The sequence below is a fragment of the Sphingopyxis sp. genome (assembly GCF_050725655.1).
Lineage (GTDB): Bacteria > Pseudomonadota > Alphaproteobacteria > Sphingomonadales > Sphingomonadaceae > Sphingopyxis.
The window spans coordinates 1-19,346 of sequence record NZ_JBOHHT010000065.1; the positions used below are offsets into that span (position 1 = coordinate 1).

Genomic DNA, 19,346 nt, shown 5'->3' on the forward strand with positions numbered 1-19,346 from the left:
CAGGGTGAGTCGAAAATGGTGGTTTTCCGTGACCCGGAGCGCAGCGTACATCTGGTACGTGAGCACCGGAAGCACGGGAAATTGCCATTTGCAGACCGCCATGGGCTGAATGTCGATTGGTCCTAGCCACCGCTGCCCCATGTTGACGCACCTCCGGCAGCGGCGGTATAGGGGCGCCTCGACCAATGGCGGCCCGCACAAGGGTCGCCTTTTTACTTTTGCCTGAAAGGTGCCTGCCATGACGATCACGCCGCTGATGCCCGTATACCCCCGGTGTGGTGTGCGTCCGGTTCGCGGCGAGGGCGCGTATCTGATCGGCGAGCGAGGCGAGCGTTATCTCGACTTCGCGAGCGGCATCGCGGTCAACCTGCTCGGTCACGGGCATCCGCATCTGACGAAGGCGATCCAGGATCAGGCCGCGACGCTGATGCACGTGTCGAACCTCTACGGCAGCCCGCAGGGCGAAGCCTATGCGGCGCGGCTGGTCGAAAATACCTTCGCCGACACGGTCTTCCTGACCAACTCGGGCGCCGAGGCCGTCGAATGTTCGATCAAGACCGCGCGCGCCTATCATTCGAGCGCGGGCAACGCCGAGAAGCACAATCTGATCACCTTCAACAACGCCTTTCATGGCCGCACGCTCGGGACGATCTCGGCGACCAACCAGGAAAAGCTGCGCAAGGGTTTCGACCCGCTGCTGCCTGGCTTCGCCTATGCGCCGTTCGACGACATCAACGCCGCGCTCGACCTCGTCGACGACAATACGGCGGGCTTCCTTGTCGAGCCGATCCAGGGCGAGGGCGGTATCCGCCCGGCTTCGCAGCCCTTCCTGCAGGCGCTGCGCGACATTTGCGACAAGCGCGACCTGATGCTCGTGTTCGACGAAGTCCAGTGCGGCGTCGCCCGCACCGGCCACCTTTACGCCTATGAACATTTCGGCGTCACACCAGACATCATGGCGAGCGCGAAGGGCATCGGCGGCGGCTTCCCGATGGGTGCCTGTCTCGCGACCGAAAAGGCCGCGCGCGGCATGGTGATCGGCACGCATGGTTCGACCTATGGCGGCAACCCGCTGGCATGCGCCGCGGGACAGGCGGTGCTCGACGTCGTGCTCGAAGAGGGCTTCCTCGCGTCGGTCAAGGCGACGGGCGAACGCCTGCGCGGCGCGCTCGAGCAGCTCATTCCCAATCACGACCAGCTGTTCGACAGCGTTCGCGGCGTCGGCCTGATGCTGGGCCTCAAGCTCAGCTCGGACAGCCGCGCGTTCGTGGCGCATCTGCGCGACAATCACGGGCTGCTGACCGTCGCGGCGGGCGAGAATGTCGTTCGCGTACTGCCGCCGCTCAACATCGACGATAATCATATCGCCGAATTCATCGAGAAATTGTCAGCGGGCGCGGCGAGCTATACGCCGCCCGAAAGCTGATGTTTTCCGTTCCTGTAGAACGGAGGGCATGATGCGGCATTTCCTGAACCTGTCCGACGCGGGCGGGGACGCGGTCGCCGCGATGCTCGCCGACGCGATCGACCGCAAGGCGGCGCGCGCTGGCTGGCCAAAGGGCAAGGTCGACGCCGATGCGCCGCTCGCTGGGCATGTGCTCGCAATGGTGTTCGAAAAGAATTCGACGCGAACCCGCGCCTCGTTCGACATCGCGATCCGCCAGCTCGGCGGGACGTCGATGATCATGGACGCAGGCGTGACCCAGCTCGGCCGCGGCGAGACGATCGCCGACACCGCGCGCGTGCTGTCGCGTTATGCCGACGCGATAATGATCCGCACCGACGATCATGCGAAGGTTGACGAGCTCGCTGAATATGCGAGCGTCCCCGTGATCAACGGGCTGACCGACCTGTCGCACCCGTGCCAGATCGTCGCCGACCTGTTGACGATCGTCGAGGGCGGCAAGGCGCTGCCGGGGCTCGAGCTCGCGTGGCTCGGCGACGGCAACAATGTCCTCGCCTCGCTGATCGAGGCGGCGGGCATGTTCGGCTTCCACATCCGTGCCGGTGTCCCGCAGGGATATGAGCCCGACGCGGGCTTCGTCGAGGCGGCTCGCGCGAAGGGCGTCCGTATCGACATCGTGCGCGACGCACGCGAAGCCGTGGCGGGCGCCGACCTCGTCGTCACCGACACCTGGGTGTCGATGGGACAGGACCATGCGCACAACAAGATTGCGGCAATGGCGCCCTATCAGGTCGACGAACGGCTGATGACCGGCGCCAAGGACGACGCGATCTTCCTCCATTGCCTGCCCGCGCACCGCGGCGACGAGGTCGTCGATGCGGTCATTGACGGCCCGCAGTCGCGCGTGTGGGACGAGGCTGAAAACCGGGTCCATGCCCAAAAGTCGATCCTGCTCTGGGCGCTCGGAAAATTGTGAGTTCGAAGACGTGAGTGAAATCATCGAAACCTGGTTCGACCAGCCCTTGCTGTTCACCATCGCCGAACGCCATGTGCGCGGGCGGCTGGTGCGGCTCGGGCCGACGCTTCAGACGATCATGGGTGCGCATAATTATCCGCCGGTGGCCGAAAAGCTGCTGGCGGAGGCGCTGGTGCTCACCGTCCTGCTCGGATCGACGCTCAAAAACGAAAATGGCCAGATGACGCTGCAGGCGCAGACCGGCGGCGGCCCCGTCGAACTGCTCGTCTGCGACTATCGCGGCGGCGAACTGCGCGGTTATCTGAAATTCGATGCCGAGCGGCTGGCCGAGGTTGGATCCGACCCGACCTTGTTCGCGCTCTTTGGCGAAGGCTTCCTTGCGATCACTTTCGACCAGGCGACGACCGCCGAACGCTATCAGGGCATCGTGCCGCTCGAAGGCGCGTCGATCGGCGAAGCGGCCGAGCATTATTTCGAACAGTCCGAGCAAATTCCGAGCCTGATCAAGCTTGCCGCGCGCCATGATCCCGAGGCGGGCTGTCTCGCCGGCGGACTGCTCTTGCAGCATCTGCCCGAGGGCGAAGTCGGCCGTGACCGGTTGCATGTGCGGCATGACAATGCCGAGTGGGAGCATGCCAAGACCATCGCGGCAACGCTGAAGGACGAGGAACTCACCGATCCCGCCACCTCGCTCGAAACGCTCGCGTGGCGGCTGTTCCACGAGGATGAGGTGCGTGTCGAGCCGGGCATATCGGTGTCGCGCGGATGCCGGTGCAGCACCGGCTATTTCGCCGGGGTGCTTGCGCAGTTTCCGGAGACCGAGCGTGCCGATATGGCCGATGAAAATGGCCGGATCGTCGTCGACTGTGCCTTTTGTTCGCGCTTCTTCCCGATCCCGCTGGATGAAATTTCGGCCCACAACCGCGCGGAATAGCGACGGAATTTCAGCAAATTTCGGCGACGAAGCGATGTAATTCGGCGCCAAGTGGTTGAAAACGCATCCCGGGCTTGCTAGCTAAACGGGAACAGGGTCGCATATTCGCTCGTTCGCGGGCGGCCAATGGATAGGTGGAATGGCGATCTTCTCTCCCACATTGCGAATGTCTCTCATCGCGCTCGGCTGTGCCGCCGCGAGCGCAGTACCGGCGCAGGCGCCTTCGCTGGCGATGCTCGACCGCCTCGAAAAGGGCAGCTGGCAGCTTCGCGAACGCGGGAAGGAAGACGTGTTGCAGACGATTTGTCTCGGCGACGCGCGACGCATGATCCAGATCCAGCATCCGCGCTCGACCTGTTCGCGCTATGTCATCGAGGACACGCCGAATTCGGTGACCGTCCACTATACCTGCCCCGGTGCAGGGCATGGCCGCACGAGCATCCGCAGCGAGACGAACCGGCTCGTCCAGATCGACACCCAAGGCATCGCCGAGGGCAGGCCGTTTTCGCAGGCGATCGAAGCGCGCCGCACCGGCGGCTGCTGAACGAACGAAAAATTAACCATCCACCATTAGGGTGGAGGCGTGGCATACCGATGTGTGCCCTTCTCCCTAACGGCTTTCATGCCGAACTGGGCCGTGCGGCAAGTCCTCGCGGCCCATTTCTTTTGGTGCGCCGCACACTTGCACGCCCCGCGGCGCGGGCCTATCTGGCGCCGATGCAGAAAGTTTCCGGAAAAACGGTGATCGTCCTCCTGTCGGGCGGCCTCGACTCGATGGTTTGCGCGGGCATCGCGCGCGAAGCGGGTGCGCGCATCGTCGCGCTCACCATCGATTATAATCAGCGCCACCGCGTCGAACTGGAATCGGCCACGCGCATCGCGGACTATGTCGGCGCGGCCGAACATATCGTCCTGCCGCTCGATCTTCGCCGGTTCGGCGGCTCGGCGCTCACCGCAGAGATCGACGTGCCGAAGGATGGTGTACCCGGGGTTGAGGGAGGCGACGATGTTCCGATCACCTATGTTCCGGCGCGCAACCTCATCTTCCTGTCGCTGACGCTCGGCCTCGCCGAAGCGCGCCAGGCGCAGGACATCGTCATCGGGGTCAATGCACTCGACTATTCGGGCTATCCCGACTGCCGTCCCGAATTCATCCAGGGGTTCGAAAAGCTGGCGACGCTCGCGACGCGCGACGGCGACAAGGGCGTCGATTTCCATATCCACGCGCCGCTCCAGCATATGACGAAGGCCGACATCGCGGCTGAAGCGGCGCGGCTCGGCATGGACGCGGGGATGAGCTGGTCGTGCTACGACCCGACGCCCGAGGGGCTGCACTGCGGCGCCTGCGACAGTTGCCGTTTGCGCAGCAAGGGCTTTGCCGACGCGGGGCTCGCCGACCCGACGCGCTACGCCTGAGCCGATGACGTACGCCGTCAAAGAGATTTTTCTTACCCTGCAGGGCGAGGGCGCGCAGGCGGGCCGCCGCGCCGTCTTTTGCCGCTTTGCCGGCTGCAACCTTTGGACGGGGCGCGAGAAGGACCGCGCGAAGGCGGTCTGCCAGTTCTGCGACACCGATTTCGTCGGCACCGACGGGACTTTGGGCGGAAAATATAAGACGGCGGGGGCGCTTGCCGATGTCATCGCCGAAAGCTGGGGGCAGGGCAGCGACGATCGTTATGTCGTGCTCACCGGCGGCGAGCCTATGCTGCAGGTCGATACGGCGCTGATCGATGCGCTGCACGAACGCGGATTCACGATCGCGATCGAAAGCAATGGCACCTTCCCCGTCCCGCGCAGCATCGACTGGATCTGCGTCAGCCCGAAGGCGGGCAGCGAACTGGTGCAGACGAGCGGTGACGAATTGAAGCTCGTCTGGCCGCAGCCGGGCAGCGATGTGGCGCGGCTTGCGACGCTCGATTTCAAACATTTGCTCGTCCAGCCGCTCGACGATCCGCACGCCGCCGCCAATGTGCAGGCGTGCATCGATCTGGTGATGGACGATCCGCGCTGGCGCCTGTCGCTGCAGACGCACAAGAATCTGGGACTGCGTTAGGAGCTATTCGCCCTTTTTCGCGGCGGAATCGGCGGTGATCGCCTTTTTCGCGATCGGCATGTCGACCGCATCGGGATCATCGGCCTCGGCACTTTCTTCGGCCGGCTCATCCGTCGTGTCCGCCGCATCGCTCTTGGCCGCATCCTTCTTGGTGCCATCGTCGGGAACGCTATTGTCGACCGCGGTGCCGTCGCTCACCGCGTCATCGAGGATGATCATCGAATCGCTCACCGACCCCGGCTGGACCTCGACCGCGTCGAGCTTGGCCGTCGACTTGCCGGCGGTGTCGCCGCCGCCACAGGCAGCGAGCGCGAGCAGGAAGAGCGATGCGAGAAAAATGCGGGCCATGCGGCGTTCCTAGTCTTTCGGCGAAAGCTTGTCGAGGAAGGCCGGAAGCGTCTGGACAAGCGCCGCGTCGACGTTGGCGAACGAGGTCGTCCGGCCCAGTGCCGCGAGGCTCGTCACCGGAAATTCGGCGATACCGCACGGCACGATACCGCCGAAATGCGCAAGGTCCGGCGCGACGTTGAGCGAAAAGCCGTGCATCGTCACCCAGCGCTTCACGCGCACGCCGATCGCGCCGATCTTCGCCTCGCGACCATCGGCGTCGTCGGTCCAGATGCCGATGCGGCCCTCGGCGCGCCGCGCCTCGACGCCAAGCAGCGCGAGCGTGTCGATCACCCAGCCTTCGAGCGCGGAGACATAGGCGCGCACGTCGCGCCCGCGCTTCGTCAAATCGAGCTGGACATAGCCGACGCGCTGGTCCGGGCCATGATAGGTATAGCGTCCGCCGCGTCCGGCATCATAAACAGGAAATTGCGGGTTGAGCAGCTCGGCCGGATCGGCGCTCGTCCCGGCGGTATAAAGCGGCGGATGCTCGATAAGCCAGATACGCTCGCCTGCCTCGCCAGCGTGGATTGCGGCCGCACGCGCCTCCATGTCGGCCAATGCCGTGGCATAGTCGGTCAGGCCGGGACTGATGGTCCATTCGGGTGGGGGAAGGGCGCTCATTGCGCGGGCTATCTGGCGCGCCGCGGCGTCTCGCGCAAGACCCTCCGCGCCGCTTCCTGACAGGGCTGGACAGGAGCGCCGAAGATCGTCACCTTCGCCGCAACTGGGAAATCGAAAAAATGACGGGGTATCAATGGTAAAATTCGACATGGGCGCCGCGTGGGACGACACGCTGCAGCTTTTGAAATCGCACACGGCGCTGGTTGGCACGATCGCCGGCGTTTTCCTGTTCTTGCCCGCGCTCGCCGTCGCATGGTTCGGCCCGGTGCCGATCGAGCCCGCGGCTGGCGCCGATTTCAATCAGGTTATGGAGACTTTTCGCCAAAGCTTTCGCCAGATGATCCCGGGGCAGCTGGCTATCGCGCTCTGCGCGCTTGTCGGCACGGCGGGAATCCTGCGGCTCTGGCTGTCGCGGACCGGGACCAGCGTCGGCGAGGCGCTGACCTTTGCGCTCATGCTGTTCCCGACGATGCTCGCGATCCAGATATTGTGCGGCATCGCGATCGGTCTCGGCTTCGTCCTGTTGCTCGTCCCCGGCCTCTATTTGCTCGGGCGCCTCGCGCTCGTCACTCCGGCTGTGGCTGACCGGAGCCTCTACAACCCCTTCGAAGCGATCCGGACGAGTTGGGAGCTGACGCGAGGCAACGGCTGGGCGATCTTCTTTTTCCTGTTCCTCGTCGCGCTGGTGATCGTGATCGCGGCGCTGATCATCGGGGGTATCGTCTCGGTCATCGCGGGAAGCGAACCGGGGTTCGGGCGGATGCTGGGTGGCTTCATCGAGGCCGCGTTCAGCGCCGTTGGCAGTCTGGCGTCGATTGCTGTTTCGGCGGCGGCCTATCGCCAGCTCGCGCTACGGACCTCTTCCGAAGTGTTCCAGTGATGCGGGTCACCGCTAATAATAATGATGTGTCGCAAACGGGGCGAAGCCGCTCAGGCTTTTGCCCGCCTTGGATGGAGCGTGAGAATCTGGTTTAAAAACAGGGGGAAGAGACATGACGAAAATGAGTATCGGAGCAGCCTTCTCGGAAACCTTCGCGTTTCTCAAGGCCAATTGGATGCAGATGCTGATATGGGTGGGCGGGGCGTTGGTCGTCGTTGGCCTGCTCGGCTATCTGTTTCTCGGGTCGACCTTTTCGGCCATGGCGCTGGCGCCTAATGACCCGTCGCTCGTGATGGGTGCGTTCAGCAAGATCTTCCTTTTCGCGCTGATCGCGGCAGTGATTCTTTACGGCGTTTCGATGCTCATCTGGCGCGGGGGCATGCACCCGGGAGAAGCGCCGAATTTCGCCTGGGCGTTTCAGGCCGGGCCGGCGTTGGCCTTTGGCATGTTCGTGGTGATGATCGCCGCCTATATCCTCATTTTCATCGTCATGTTCATCCTGACGCTGATTTTCGGCGCGGCGTTCGGCGGGATCGGCGGATTTTCGCCCGCGGCGCTGGAATCGGGTGCCGTCGGCGGCGGCGCGATTTTCCTGATCGTCATCCTTTATATCGCCGTGATCGTCTTCATGCTGTGGGTACAGGGTCGTTTTCTGGTTGCCGGTCCCGTTATGGCCAATCAGTTGACGCGCAATCCGGTGACCGGCCTCGGTGAATCGTGGCGGCTGACAGGGCCGTCGCAGTGGACGATCGTCGGCTTCTATCTGCTCTTCACGATCGGCGTGTTCATCTATGCGCTGATCGCGGGCATGATCTTCGGCGGCGTTCTGGGCGCTATTCTGGGCGGTTCGGCGGTCGGCGCGATGCTGACGATGATCGTCATGGCGGCGGCCGTCTACCTGCCGATCATCATGATTTCCTTCTCGATGCCGGTCGGCGTCTATCGCGCCATCGCACCGCGCGCGTCGGGGGATGTTTTCGCCTGATCTACGCGAATGGAAAATAGTGAGGGCGCTCCGGCAACGGGGCGCCCTTATTCCATGTCAGTTCCATTTGGCCAGCGGCGGCAGGCTCATCAGGATGGCGTCGATATTGCCGCCGGTCTTGAGGCCAAACAGCGTCCCGCGGTCATAGACGAGGTTGAATTCGGCATAGCGCCCGCGCCAGATCAGCTGTTCCTCGCGCTCGGCCTCGGTGGAGGGCAGGCCCATCCGGCGCCGCACGATCTGCGGGAAGATGTCGAGGAACGCTTCGCCGACCGCCTGCGTCAGCTGGAAATTGCGATCGAACTCGGCGTCGTCGCCGCATTCGAGATGATCGTAGAAAATCCCGCCGACGCCGCGATGGACGCCGCGGTGCGGGATATAGAAATAATCCTCGGCCCATTTGGCGTAACGTTCGTAAACGTCGGGGCCGAAGGGCGCGCAGGCGGCGCGCAGCCGCGCGTGGAAGGCGTCGGTGTCTTCCTGATAGGGAATCGGCGGGTTGAGATCTGCGCCGCCGCCGAACCAGCGCTTCGTCGTCGCGAGGAAGCGCGTATTCATATGCACCGCGGGGACGTGCGGGTTCGCCATATGCGCGACAAGGCTGATCCCCGTCGCGAAAAAGCTCGGGTCTTCGCCGGCGCCGTGGATCGACCCGGCAAAGTCGGGCGCAAATTCGCCGGCGACGGTCGATACGTTGACGCCGACCTTTTCGAACACCTCGCCCGTCATCACGCCGCGGACACCGCCGCCGCCTTCGCACGGCGCCAGCCCCTCGGCCTCACGGTCCCATGGCGTGTAAGCAAAGCGGGCGTCGCTGCCCGCCTCGGCCTCGATCTTCTCGAATTCGGCGCAGATGCGGTCGCGGAGCGATTCGAACCAGCTACGTGCCGTCCGTTGCTGAGGGTCGAGCGAGATCATGCCGGAAAGCCTTTCGTTTGCCTGAGCGCTTCGGCGAGCGCGATGCCAGCCGCGACCGCGACATTCAAGGAGCGAAAGCCCGGCTGCATCGGAATTGCGACCCGTGCTGCGGCCGCATCGTGAACATAAGGCGGCACGCCCGAGGATTCGGCGCCGAGTAACAGCAGGTCGCCGGGCTCGAACGTAAAGGCGGGCAAGGGTGTCGCCCCCGTGGTCGTCAACAGGACGAGCCTTCGACCTGCGTCGGCGCGCCAGTGCATGAAGTCATTCCAGTCGGCATGCCGGCGCACATTGGCGCGCACCGCGTAATCCATGCCCGCGCGTTTCAGCGCCGCGTCGCCAAACGGGAAACCGCACGGCTCGATGATATGCGCGGGCGTGCCGAAACAGGCGGCGGTACGCAATATGGTGCCGACATTGCCAGCGATGTCCGGCTGAAACAGGGCGATTTCCATGGTGCCCCCATAAAGGCGAAGGCGCCGGGAATCGAGAGGCTTGACGGCCGTCGCTTGGTACAGCGCGTTATGCCGAAATTGCCTGTTGGCAAGCCCGGACAGTGCGGCTATCAGGCCCGCAATTCCCGGAGGGGCCGCCGGGTTGTGCGCTTTCGTGCGCGTGCAACAGGGACGGCCGTTCCTTCGAGAACTTTTGTTAGTTCACCCATGCAAGGGCAGTCGAATGGCCAGTGAATCTGAACTCAACGCCGGCATCGAAGATGGCGTGCGCCGCCGGGATTTCATCAATATTGCGGCGGTGAGTTTCGCTGGTGTCGGTTCGGTTGCGGTGGTGTTGCCGCTGCTCAACCAGATGAATCCGTCGGCCGATGTGCTCGCACTGTCGTCGACCGAAATCGACATTTCGGCGATCCAGCCCGGCCAGGCGATCAAGACCAGCTGGCGCAAGCAGCCGGTGTTCGTGCGCAACCTCGTTGCCAAGGAAATCGCCGAAGCCAAAGCCGTGCCGATGGGCGATCTGCGCGATCCTGAAACGATCGACCAGCGCACCAAGCCCGGCAAGGAAAACTGGCTGATTACGCTGGGCGTCTGCACCCATCTGGGCTGCGTTCCGCTCGGCGCCGCCGAGGGTGAGAACCGCGGCGATTTCGGTGGTTATTTCTGCCCGTGCCACGGTTCGCATTACGACACCGCAGCACGCATCCGTAAGGGCCCGGCACCCAAGAATCTGGTTGTGCCGCCCTATGAATTCACCAGCGATACCGTCGTGACGATCGGCTGAGGAGCAAGATAAGATGAGCTTTCCCTGGGCCAAACCCTATGAACCGACGCATCCGCTGATGAAGTGGATGGACGAGAAGCTGCCGATCCCGCGGCTGATCTTTAATGCGACGGGTCCCGGCTATCCGGTGCCGCGCAACCTGAACTATTTCTGGAACTTCGGCGTCCTCGCCGGCGCCGCGCTGATGATCCAGATCATCACCGGTATCGTTCTGGCGATGCATTATGCCGCCAATGCGGGCGTCGCGTTCAACTCGGTCGAGCATATCATGCGCGACGTGAACGCCGGCTGGTTCATCCGCTACGCGCATATGAACGGCGCGAGCATGTTCTTCATCGTCGTCTATCTCCACATCTTCCGCGGCCTTTATTACGGTTCGTACAAGGCGCCGCGCGAGATGGTGTGGCTGCTGGGTGTCGTGATCTTCTTGCTGATGATGGCGACCGCTTTCATGGGCTATGTGCTTCCGTGGGGCCAGATGAGCTTCTGGGGCGCGCAGGTCATCACCGGCTTCTTCTCGGCGATACCGATCGTCGGCGAGCCGGTGCGCCAGTGGCTGCTCGGCGGCTTCGTTCCCGACAATGCCACGCTCAACCGCTTCTTCTCGCTGCACTATCTGCTGCCGTTCGTGATCCTGGGTGTCATCATCCTGCACATCTGGGCGCTGCACATTCCGGGTTCGTCGAACCCGACGGGCATCGAGGTGAAGGACGAACAGGACACCGTCCCGTTCCACCCCTATTACACTGCGAAGGACGGCTTCGGCGTCGGCATCTTCCTGTTGATCTTCGTTGCGCTGACCTTCTTCAGTCCGAACGCGCTGGGCCACGCCGACAACTATATCCCGGCGAATTCGCTTTCGACCCCGGCGCATATCGTTCCCGAATGGTATTTCCTGCCCTTCTACGCGATCCTGAAGGCGTTCACCTTCAACTTCCTGTGGATCGACGCGAAGCTGTGGGGCGTCATCGCGATGTTCGGTTCGATCGCGCTGCTGTTCTTCCTGCCCTGGCTCGACAGCTCGCCGATCAAGTCGTCGAACTACCGTCCGCTGTACCGCATCTTCTTCTGGATCCTCGTCGCCGACGTGCTGTTGCTCGGTTGGTGCGGGATGCAGCCCGCGGAGCAGCCGTGGGTGATCCTGAGCCAGATCGGTGCGATCTATTATTTCGCTCACTTCCTGGTGATCCTGCCGATCGTGTCGCGGATCGAACGTCCGCTGCCGATGCCGAATTCGATCACCGAGGCGGTTCTCGCCAAGCATGCCGACACGCCGTCGGCAGCCACGGCCTGAGCGCCGGACTTTAACAGGAGCTGATACAGCCATGGTTCGCCCGCTCGGTTTTCTCGTCGGTCTCGGTTTCATTACCGCGCTGGTGCTCGCGATCTTCACGACACCGCTCAGCAATGAAGCCAATGTTGCGCACGAGTTTCACAAACACCCCAAGCATCTGAAGCTGGCCAGCGATGGCATCGTCCTGCCGCATTGGGACAAGGCGCAGCTTCAGCGCGGCATGCAGGTGTACAAGGAAGTTTGCTCGGCCTGCCACAGCCTGCACCTCGTCGCCTTCCGCGACATTGCAGACTTCGGCTACACCGAGGGTCAGATCAAGACTTTCGCCAAAGGTTTCCAGGTTCCGTCGATCAACCCCGACACGGGTGAGCCGGCGACGCGCGATGGTCTGTCGTCGGATTATTTCCCGTCGCCTTATGCGAACGAAACGGCTGCCCGCGCCGCGAACAACAACGCGCTGCCGCCCGATCTGTCGCTGATCACCAAGGCGCGCGAAGGCGGCAAGGATTATATCTATTCGCTGCTGACGGGCTTCCAGAACCCGCCGAAGAATCTTCCCGCGGAACTGAAGCCGGGTACGGGGCTGCACTACAACCCCTATTTCGCGAACCTCAACCTCGCGATGGCCCCGCCGCTGGCGCCCAATCAGGTCACCTATGCCGACGGCACCAAGGCGACGGTCGACCAGATGTCGAAGGACGTCACGGCGTTCCTCGTCTGGACCGCCGAGCCGAAGCTGATCAAGCGTATCCAGGTGGGTTATGCAGTCTTCTTCTTCCTGCTGATCTTCACCGTGCTGACCTATCTGTCGTACCGGAACATCTGGGCCGACAAGAAGCATTGAGGACATAAGGGAGGGCGACCGGTTCGATGATCGCCCTCCCACCTCAACCGGACCTCGACCTTGCGTCGCTCGTCCGTACCATCCCGGACTTTCCGAAGCCGGGCATCCAGTTTCGCGATATCACGACGCTGATCGGCGACGCCGCCGGTTTTGCCGAAAGCGTGCGCCGGTTGAGTGCGCTCGCCGCCGTGCACCGGCCCGACTTCATCGTCGCGGTCGAGGCGCGCGGCTTTCTGTTCGGCGCGGCGATGGCGACCGCAATGGGGCTCGGCGTCGTCCCCGTGCGCAAGGCGGGCAAGCTGCCCGGCGTGACGATCGGCGTCGACTATGAACTCGAATATGGCGTCGACCGCCTCGAACTCCACGAAGGCGCGGTCTTGCCCGGCCACCGCGTCGTCCTCGTCGACGACCTGCTCGCGACCGGCGGCACGATCCTCGCTACCGCGGCGCTGATGCGCAATGTCGGTGCCGAAGTCGCCGCCGCACTGTTCGTCATCGACCTTCCCGATCTCGGCGGTTCAAAGCGGCTCGAAGCGGCGGGGCTCGCCTGCGAGACGCTGGTCGCCTTCGACGGCGATTAGCGGGGTTCAGGCCGCCATGTCGGCAATCGCCGCATCGGCTTCGACACAGAAGAGCGCACGCGCTTTCCCGCCCGTTTTGGCGCGGTAGAGAGCGGCATCGGCGCACGCCAGAAGCCGCTCCAGTTCGACCCCTAGCTTGGGCGCCGTTGCAATCCCCACGCTGACCGATATCGACATCGAAACATCGTCCACCAGATAGGGCTTGCTGATCTCCCGGATGATCCGGCGTGCGAGCAGTTCGGCTTCGGTGTCGTCGCGCAAACCGACCTGCAGAACGATGAATTCATCGCCGCCTAGCCGCGACACAACATCTTCGATGCGCACCATCCCCTCCAGACGGCGCGCGACCTGTTCGAGTAGCGCATCGCCAGCGGGATGGCCGTAGCGATCGTTGACCGCCTTGAAGCCATCGAGGTCGAGGAAATGGAGCGCAACCTGGTTTTTCGCGCGCAGCGCCATCGCGGTGTGAAGCTGGAACTGCTCGCGCAGCAACAGGCGGTTCGAGAGGCCGGTGAGGGCGTCAGTTCGGGCAAGCTTCGCCATGTCGTGCTGCGCCGTGTGATGCTCTACCGCCGAGCGGTAGAGATGGACTACAGTCTGAAGGCTGAGCGCGGTGATCATCGTGACGATAAACGCTTCGACCAGGAACAGTTCGGCGTGCAGCGGAATGGCGTGCGCGTCGAAAGCGTGAAGCGCGAGGGCTGCAATCGTGGGAATGGTCGCGATCAAAAGGCTGATGACGCAGATTTTCGGTCGAACCGAGGTCCGCGAAACGATGCCCGCGCCAAAGCTGAAGACCAGGCTGACCGTGATGAGGTGCAGCAGCGGATAGTGCGCCGATATCGCGACGACGTTGAGCAACGCGAGAAGGATGGCCGACGCATAGTTACCGATGGCATAGCGGCGTTCCCAGCGCCTTAGGGCATCGAAATCGCCGATGGGTCCAGCGCGGAAATAGGCGCGAATAATGGCCAGGCGAAGAAAGGTGGTGATGGCGCCCAGCCCGGCGAGGGCGAGAAGGAAGGGGGTGTCGAGTTCCCGGCCGACCAGAACGCATATTCCGACAAAAACGATTCCGAGTCCGAATATCGGAATCCACATGCTGAACAGCATCGCCACGAAATCGCGATACACGGGTAGCGGAAGAGCCGCCGGGCTTGGGAAAATGTGCAAGCGCGAAGGGGGCTGGATCGGTGCGGGGGAATCCGATCGTCTCATAGGGTAGGTCGTACGTCCATAAGGTTAAGGTGTGGTAACAGCGGATTATGCCATAACGCGCGAGGTGGTTGGTTCGTCGCGGCAAAGAAAAAGCCCGCGCCCGAGAGCGCGGGCCTATCGCCCCCGTGGCAATTCCAAGGTTTAGAAGGGGACCCAGTTCTGCTTTTTGCGGAACTTCATATAACCGGCGTTCACGCCAAGCCGCGCGCCGACGCCGACGCGGATCGGGATCAGGACGACGTCGCCGCGGCGCAGGTAGCTCGCGTTGAAGCCGCCGATCAGATAGGCGGCGCCTTCGCCCGCGGGGTAACGCTTGTAGAGATCCTCACTGTCGAACAGGTTATAGACGAGGACGAAGGTGTTGCCGGCATTGGCACCGGCGTCGAACCCGATCGACGGGCCGGTCCAGTAAGCGGGCAACTCGCCCTCGATCTTGTGATGCAGCGTGCCCGAGCCATAGCGCACGCCGAGCACGAGCGCACCGCCGGCCTCGCGCCCGACGATATAGGCGTTGGGTTCGCCCTGTTTCTTCAGAATATCCTCGATCAGCCCTGCAAGACCTTGTGCGCCCTTGCCGAACACCCCTTCGGCGGCTCCGATCAGATCGTCCTTCTTGTAGGTCGACCCGGGCGCCGCCTCGACCGTGGTCGCCGAGACGTCGGCGCTGGTTGCGGTGCCGTCCACGGGCGGCGTTTCGCTGGTCTGCTGGTCGCCGGTGGCAAGGTCGCTGTCGTACGACGTGCCGGCCGTCGAATCGGTCGATACCGGCGGCGGCGCAGGATTGTTGAGATCGGAATCGATCGCCGTACTATTGGGATCGACTTCGCGCATCTGCGCGGCGGCCGGAAGCGGCGTCAGCGCGAGGCCGAGCGATGCCATTGCTGCGAAGGCAAGGCTGGTGAACGTTTTCCGCATATTGGACCCCCAAAGATCGAGCGACGCACGCGCGCCGAATTCTGCGTTAATCATGACTCGCTTTCGCGCTCGAGCAATGAACCGGCGATGACTTGAGTCGAATTTACGCCAGACCGAATCATCCGGGCGACGAAATGCCGACTTCAACCCCGAAATTGAACAATCTTTGCCGTTGCGGGGTGCGAAGTGCATGGCTATAGCGACCCGCCTAGGCCAGACTGTCGTTAGCGCGACAGGCCATGCGGAGACGTGGGTGAGTGGCTGAAACCAACGGTTTGCTAAACCGTCGTACTGGTAAATCCGGTACCGAGGGTTCGAATCCCTCCGTCTCCGCCACTTTAGAAAAATCCCTATCAAGCGAAAGCGGGCCTTGCGTTTCTCGCGCCGGCCCTGTTCGTTCTGGCCAATCTTCCGGTGCGCGCATCGCTTGCGGAACATTGGCAAGCTCTCGCCGGTGCCTGAGGCGCCAGTGCTTTGGCGAGTTGTGTCGTCGATGCCGACCTTCTTGCTTTCGCGAATAATGAGGGCGAGATATTGGACCGGCTGCTGGCTCGATCCCGCGCGCGGCCCGGCGATCCTTCGACCCAACAAGCGATGCGCGTGGAACTCCAGGCGGTTGTCGTCCGCAATGCCGAAGGCAGCGCGATCCTGCTCAAGAATATATTCTTGAAGTTCGCTCCCGGTGAGGTGCTGGGTGTTGTCGGCCCGTCCGGGACGGGCAAGACGACCCTCGCGCGTATCGTTGCGGGTGCGCGAGGATGGAGGGCTTCGTGCCGGCCTGCCCGTCGACATCATGATCCCGCTGCGCAAGCGGACCGCGCTCTCATATCTCATCGAGCCACTCACCCAGACGCTCTGGATGGCGGGGCGCGAGAATTAGGCGCGGGTCCATCGGCGGGAAATGGGCGGCATAAGCCTTCGTCCCGCTGGTGGACCGGAATCATATTGTAATTGCGAATCGTTCTCGATAATGGCCGTGCATCCCTTTTGGTAGAACTCCTGGATGCATGCACCCACATCCCCGCGACCGGCGACGAGGAAAAGCCGGAAAGCCTTTTGGCTGAAACAGCTGCACATGTGGCACTGGATGAGCTCGGCCGTCAGCCTGATCGGCCTGTTGCTGTTCGCGATCACCGGATTCACGCTTAATCACGCCGCCGACATCGAAGGGTCGCCGGTCGTCATTCAGAAATCGGTGCAGATGCCGCCGGCTTTGCTTGCGCGCCTGAAGGCGGCGGCCCCCGCCACGGAAAAGGCGCCGTTGCCGCCCTTCGTGGCCGATTGGGTCGAGCGGAGCTTTCCGGTAAAAGCAGCGAGCGAGGCCGAATGGTCGGCGGGCGAAGTCTATCTCCCCGCGCCGCGCCCGGGTGGCGACGCCTGGGTCGCGATCGACCTCGCCACCGGTGAGGCGTCGGGCGAGATCACCAGCCGCGGCTGGATCTCCTACCTCAACGATCTCCACAAGGGCCGCAATTCGGGCGGCGAGTGGAGCCTGTTCATCGACATCTTCGCTTTCGCCTGCCTCATCTTTGCGATCACCGGCTTGGTTCTTCTCTGGCTGCATTCGGCGAAGCGCAAGAGCACCTGGCCGCTCGTCGGTATGGGGCTCGCGATCCCGGCCGCCATTGCCGTCATCTTCATTCATTAGGGAGACCAGTCCATGCAGCTTTCCACCCCGGCACGCATCCTCGGCGGCACGATCGGCCTCGGCGCGGTGCTCGGCGCGCCCGCCTTCGCCGCCGATCCGGTCACGATGGACGTGACGATCAATATCCCGCGGCTGAAGGTCGCCGAATATCACAAGCCCTATGTCGCGATCTGGGTCGAGAAGCCCGGCGCGCCGGCGAAGACCGTCGCGGTCTGGTACGATTATGACATGAAGGCGAACGAGGGCACCAAATGGCTGCGCGACGTGCGCCAGTGGTGGCGCGCCTCGGGGCGCTCGATGACCTTTCCCGCCAACGGCATCACCGGCGCGACGCGTGCCCCCGGCGCGCACAAAGTCTCCTTCTCGCGCGCTCAGCTCGGTGCCGCCGCGCCCGGCCAGTACACGCTGGTGATCGAAGCGGCGCGCGAGGTCGGCGGCCGCGAACTTCTGCGCATTCCCTTCACTTGGCCCGCGAAGGCCGGGGCGGGCGGGCGCGCCGCTGGAACGACTGAACTGGGCGCCGTTTCGGTCGCCTTCCGCTAATTTGAAAAGGACAGGGAAATGAAGAAGCGAATTTGGGGTTTCGCCGCGACCGCCGCGCTTGCGGCACTGATCGCCGTTCCGGCCTCCGCACACCGCCAGTGGATGCTGCCGTCATCGACCGTGCTGTCGGGCGACGATGTGTGGGTCACCGTCGACGCCGCGGTGTCGAACGATCTCTTCTATTTCGAGCATCAGCCGCTGCGCCTCGACGCGATGAAGGCGTGGGCGCCCGATGGCACCGAGGCGGCAATCGAGAACAAGGCGACCGGTCGCTATCGCAGCACGTTTGACGTCCACCTAACGCAGAAGGGCACCTGGCGCATCGCGTCGGTCGCCGATGGCGTGATGGGCAGCTATGACCTGAACGGCAAGGCCGAGCGGTTGCCGCGCGGCACCACAACGGCGAACCTCGCCGAGCGCATTCCCGCTGGCGCGACCAATGTGAAGACCGCCGAATCGAACAACCGCAACGAGATTTTCGTGACGGTGGGCGAGCCAACGTCCACCTTGTTCAAACCGACCGGGAAGGGGATCGAACTCGTTCCCGTGACGCACCCGAACGACCTGATTTCGGGCGAGGCGGCGACCTTCCAGTTCCTGCTCGACGGCAAGCCCGCCGCGGGTCTGCCGGTCACGGTGATCCCCGGCGGCATCCGTTATCGCGATCAGCTTGGCCAGATGGATCTCAAGACCGGCGCCGACGGCAAGGTTGCGATCAACTGGGCCGAGCCCGGCCTCTACTGGCTGAACGTCACGACGCCGCAGACCGAGCGTGCGGAAGGCGCGCCGGAGCCCACGACCCCGCAGCGCCGCGCGAGTTATGTCACGACGCTGGAAGTGCTGGCGCCCTGACCGACCGCATCCTCATCCCCCGCGCCTTGACGCCCGCAGCTTTCGCCGGGCGTGACGCGGGCGCGCCCATCGAACGCTTCGCCGGCGAAACGATGGGCACAAGCTGGTCGCTGCAGGCGGTCTCGCCGCCTGCCGCGACCCTGCACGGCGTTCAGGCCGCACTCGACCTCGTCGTCGAGCAGATGAGCCAGTGGGAGCCGGAATCCGACCTCTCGCGCTTCAACCGCGCAGCGCCCGGAAGATGGTGCGAAGTCCCGGCCGAATTCGCCCATGTTGTGGAGGTTGCGCTCGGCATCGCGCGTGCCAGCGGCGGAGCCTTCGACCCCGGCCTCGGTCGGTTCACCGAAGCCTGGGGTTTTGGCAGCGCGGGCAGCGCGGGGCAGATGCCGGAAGCTAGCAAGTCGGCTGCAGACCGCACGATCGATTTCGACCCGCGCGCGCGGCGTATCCGGCGCGTCGAAGCGGCCGCACTCGACCTGTCGGGCATCGCCAAAGGCTATGGCGTCGACCTCGCGGCCGAATGGCTGCTCGACATCGGCGTGCGGCATTTCCTGCTCGAAGTCGGCGGCGAGCTGCGCGGCGAGGGGATCCGCCCCGACGGCCAGCCCTGGTGGGTCGATGTCGAGATGCCGCCGACATCTTCCATCCCGCCTTGGCGCATAGCGCTGCACGACCTGTCGGTGGCGACGTCGGGCAATTATCGTCGCGGCTTCAGCGCGGGCGGCCAGCATTATTCGCACAGCTTCGATCCGGCGACCGGGCGCCCGATCGTCAACGGCGTGTCGTCGGTTACCGTGCTCCATCGCGACTGCATCAGGGCCGACGGCTGGGCGACCGCGCTGACGGTCCTGGGGGCCGTGGTCGCGATCAAGCTCGCCGATGAGCAGGACCTCGCGGTATGTATCGTTGCGGGCGACCGCGAATATCTGTCGCGCGCGTGGCGCTCGATGCTCGACTAGGACCAATCGACATTCAGCTCAGGGTGAGTCGAAAATGGTGATTTTCCGTGACCCGGAGCGCAGCGTACATCTGGTACGTGAGCACCGGAAGCAC

23 protein-coding genes and 1 tRNA gene are annotated in these 19,346 nt (G+C 63.7%); 18 read left to right on the top strand and 6 right to left on the bottom strand.

Annotated features, from left to right (window positions below):
* The first annotated feature begins 238 nt into the window (after positions 1-238).
* From ACREBX_RS09070 to queE, 6 genes are all read left to right on the top strand, one after another.
* Positions 239-1,426 carry an aspartate aminotransferase family protein gene (locus ACREBX_RS09070; RefSeq protein WP_431561417.1) on the top strand — a complete coding sequence of 396 codons (1,188 nt, stop codon included), beginning with the start codon at positions 239-241 and terminating at the stop codon, positions 1,424-1,426.
* Between the two features lie 28 nt (positions 1,427-1,454).
* Complete coding sequence (argF, locus tag ACREBX_RS09075; protein WP_431561418.1) at positions 1,455-2,381, top strand: ornithine carbamoyltransferase; 927 nt, start codon at positions 1,455-1,457, stop codon at positions 2,379-2,381.
* Positions 2,382-2,391: 10 nt separating this feature from the next.
* Positions 2,392-3,315, top strand: a complete 924-nt coding sequence (locus tag ACREBX_RS09080; protein WP_431561419.1) for an Hsp33 family molecular chaperone HslO — start codon at positions 2,392-2,394, stop codon at positions 3,313-3,315.
* Positions 3,316-3,454: 139 nt separating this feature from the next.
* A complete protein-coding gene (locus ACREBX_RS09085; RefSeq protein WP_431561420.1) occupies positions 3,455-3,859 on the top strand; it encodes a hypothetical protein in 405 nt (134 codons plus the stop codon).
* Positions 3,860-4,032: 173 nt separating this feature from the next.
* A complete protein-coding gene (gene queC / locus ACREBX_RS09090) occupies positions 4,033-4,731 on the top strand; it encodes a 7-cyano-7-deazaguanine synthase QueC (RefSeq protein WP_431561421.1) in 699 nt (232 codons plus the stop codon).
* A 4-nt stretch (positions 4,732-4,735) separates the two neighbouring features.
* A complete protein-coding gene (gene queE / locus ACREBX_RS09095) occupies positions 4,736-5,368 on the top strand; it encodes a 7-carboxy-7-deazaguanine synthase (protein ID WP_431561422.1) in 633 nt (210 codons plus the stop codon).
* 3 nt (positions 5,369-5,371) lie between these two features.
* Here the strand turns inward: queE and ACREBX_RS09100 are convergent, their stop codons facing one another.
* Positions 5,372-5,716 (bottom strand): hypothetical protein, encoded by a 345-nt coding sequence (locus ACREBX_RS09100; RefSeq protein WP_431561423.1) that lies wholly within the window; start codon positions 5,714-5,716, stop codon positions 5,372-5,374.
* Between the two features lie 9 nt (positions 5,717-5,725).
* Positions 5,726-6,379, bottom strand: a complete 654-nt coding sequence (gene lipB, locus ACREBX_RS09105; protein WP_431561424.1) for a lipoyl(octanoyl) transferase LipB — start codon at positions 6,377-6,379, stop codon at positions 5,726-5,728.
* Between the two features lie 133 nt (positions 6,380-6,512).
* Between lipB and ACREBX_RS09110 the strand changes: the two genes are divergently transcribed.
* A complete protein-coding gene (locus tag ACREBX_RS09110) occupies positions 6,513-7,259 on the top strand; it encodes a hypothetical protein (protein ID WP_431561425.1) in 747 nt (248 codons plus the stop codon).
* Positions 7,260-7,371: 112 nt separating this feature from the next.
* Entirely contained in the window at positions 7,372-8,244 is an 873-nt protein-coding gene (locus ACREBX_RS09115; protein ID WP_431561426.1) for a hypothetical protein, read from the top strand.
* A gap of 57 nt (positions 8,245-8,301) precedes the next feature.
* Here ACREBX_RS09115 and hemF read toward each other — a convergent pair whose 3' ends face one another.
* Both hemF and ACREBX_RS09125 read right to left on the bottom strand, forming a co-directional pair.
* Positions 8,302-9,162 carry an oxygen-dependent coproporphyrinogen oxidase gene (gene hemF / locus ACREBX_RS09120; protein ID WP_431561427.1) on the bottom strand — a complete coding sequence of 287 codons (861 nt, stop codon included), beginning with the start codon at positions 9,160-9,162 and terminating at the stop codon, positions 8,302-8,304.
* Positions 9,159-9,617: a tRNA (cytidine(34)-2'-O)-methyltransferase gene (locus tag ACREBX_RS09125; RefSeq protein WP_431561428.1), complete on the bottom strand. Its 459-nt coding sequence runs from the start codon at positions 9,615-9,617 to the stop codon at positions 9,159-9,161. The genes hemF and ACREBX_RS09125 overlap by 4 nt, the downstream gene beginning before the upstream one ends.
* Before the next feature lie 223 nt (positions 9,618-9,840).
* Between ACREBX_RS09125 and petA the strand changes: the two genes are divergently transcribed.
* Genes petA through ACREBX_RS09145 form a run of 4 tightly spaced genes read left to right on the top strand, consistent with a single transcriptional unit; the run spans position 9,841 to position 13,117 of the window.
* A complete protein-coding gene (gene petA, locus ACREBX_RS09130) occupies positions 9,841-10,398 on the top strand; it encodes a ubiquinol-cytochrome c reductase iron-sulfur subunit (protein ID WP_431561429.1) in 558 nt (185 codons plus the stop codon).
* A gap of 13 nt (positions 10,399-10,411) precedes the next feature.
* Positions 10,412-11,692 (top strand): cytochrome b, encoded by a 1,281-nt coding sequence (locus ACREBX_RS09135; RefSeq protein WP_431561430.1) that lies wholly within the window; start codon positions 10,412-10,414, stop codon positions 11,690-11,692.
* A 31-nt stretch (positions 11,693-11,723) separates the two neighbouring features.
* On the top strand, positions 11,724-12,536 hold the full coding sequence (locus tag ACREBX_RS09140) for a cytochrome c1 (RefSeq protein WP_431561431.1): 813 nt from the start codon (positions 11,724-11,726) through the stop codon (positions 12,534-12,536).
* A gap of 26 nt (positions 12,537-12,562) precedes the next feature.
* A complete protein-coding gene (locus ACREBX_RS09145) occupies positions 12,563-13,117 on the top strand; it encodes an adenine phosphoribosyltransferase (protein ID WP_431561432.1) in 555 nt (184 codons plus the stop codon).
* Between the two features lie 6 nt (positions 13,118-13,123).
* Here ACREBX_RS09145 and ACREBX_RS09150 read toward each other — a convergent pair whose 3' ends face one another.
* Positions 13,124-14,230, bottom strand: a complete 1,107-nt coding sequence (locus ACREBX_RS09150; protein ID WP_431561438.1) for a diguanylate cyclase domain-containing protein — start codon at positions 14,228-14,230, stop codon at positions 13,124-13,126.
* Positions 14,231-14,476: 246 nt separating this feature from the next.
* The gene (locus ACREBX_RS09155) at positions 14,477-15,250 is read right to left on the bottom strand and encodes a DUF1134 domain-containing protein (RefSeq protein ID WP_431561433.1); all 774 of its coding nucleotides are present in this window, start codon (positions 15,248-15,250) and stop codon (positions 14,477-14,479) included.
* A 243-nt stretch (positions 15,251-15,493) separates the two neighbouring features.
* Between ACREBX_RS09155 and ACREBX_RS09160 the strand changes: the two genes are divergently transcribed.
* The 6 genes from ACREBX_RS09160 (at position 15,494) to ACREBX_RS09185 (ending at position 19,252) form a co-directional block, all read left to right on the top strand.
* Positions 15,494-15,586, top strand: a tRNA-Ser gene (locus ACREBX_RS09160).
* 258 nt (positions 15,587-15,844) lie between these two features.
* Positions 15,845-16,201: an ATP-binding cassette domain-containing protein gene (locus ACREBX_RS09165; RefSeq protein WP_431561439.1), complete on the top strand. Its 357-nt coding sequence runs from the start codon at positions 15,845-15,847 to the stop codon at positions 16,199-16,201.
* A gap of 52 nt (positions 16,202-16,253) precedes the next feature.
* The gene (locus ACREBX_RS09170; RefSeq protein ID WP_431561434.1) at positions 16,254-16,898 is read left to right on the top strand and encodes a PepSY-associated TM helix domain-containing protein; all 645 of its coding nucleotides are present in this window, start codon (positions 16,254-16,256) and stop codon (positions 16,896-16,898) included.
* A 12-nt stretch (positions 16,899-16,910) separates the two neighbouring features.
* Positions 16,911-17,441, top strand: coding sequence for a DUF2271 domain-containing protein (locus ACREBX_RS09175; protein WP_431561435.1), 531 nt, complete (start codon positions 16,911-16,913; stop codon positions 17,439-17,441).
* A gap of 18 nt (positions 17,442-17,459) precedes the next feature.
* A complete protein-coding gene (locus ACREBX_RS09180) occupies positions 17,460-18,293 on the top strand; it encodes a DUF4198 domain-containing protein (RefSeq protein WP_431561436.1) in 834 nt (277 codons plus the stop codon).
* 26 nt (positions 18,294-18,319) lie between these two features.
* The gene (locus ACREBX_RS09185) at positions 18,320-19,252 is read left to right on the top strand and encodes an FAD:protein FMN transferase (protein ID WP_431561437.1); all 933 of its coding nucleotides are present in this window, start codon (positions 18,320-18,322) and stop codon (positions 19,250-19,252) included.
* Positions 19,253-19,346: the final 94 nt, after the last annotated feature.